This is a genomic window from Treponema sp. UBA753 (genome assembly GCF_002297325.1).
Taxonomy (GTDB): domain Bacteria; phylum Spirochaetota; class Spirochaetia; order Treponematales; family Treponemataceae; genus Treponema_D.
In genome coordinates, this window is the sequence record NZ_DBKJ01000055.1 from 5565 (window position 1) to 6025 (window position 461).

Annotated in this window: 1 protein-coding gene; it reads left to right on the plus strand. The window is 42.3% G+C overall.

Annotated elements, in window-relative coordinates:
- Window positions 1-84 precede the first annotated feature (84 nt).
- Complete coding sequence (locus B4C08_RS04745; protein ID WP_296663521.1) at window positions 85-432, plus strand: helix-turn-helix domain-containing protein; 348 nt, start codon at window positions 85-87, stop codon at window positions 430-432.
- Window positions 433-461: the final 29 nt, after the last annotated feature.

A 461-nucleotide genomic window follows, 5' to 3' on the forward strand; every position in this document is an offset into this window, starting at 1 on the left:
AAACTATTTTCCATTTATATCATTTAAATAAACTAAATTCCACTATTAAATGCAAAATAGCAAAAATTCCATAATGATAAAAACATGAATTCTTTTTGGGACAATGTGGCGGTGGAGCTTGAGTATCTTGGAATGACAAACAAGGCGCTCGCCGAAAAAGTGGGAATTACCGCGTCGAACATCGGCAAGGGGCAGAAGCAAGGCTCAAGTCCGTCAGCGGAGACAGCAGTAAAAATCGCAAAAGTGCTCGGCGTTTCGGTGGAATATCTTGTTACAGGAAGCCAGCCGTCCGACAAAAGTTCCCACAGCGCGGAAAACGAAAACCAGATTCATTTTTTAAGGAAATACCACGACCTGATAGAAAAATGCGAGAATTTGCCGCAGGAAAAAGTGCGGCTTTTAACGGAAGTTGCGGAGGGATTTGGGAGATAGAAAGATGTTGCGGTTCATACGTGCAATAT

What these genes read in the sequence shown, in the direction of transcription:
- B4C08_RS04745 (WP_296663521.1), top strand. Translation starts at nt 85, where the DNA reads ATGAATTCTTTTTGGGACAATGTGGCGGTGGAGCTTGAGTATCTTGGA.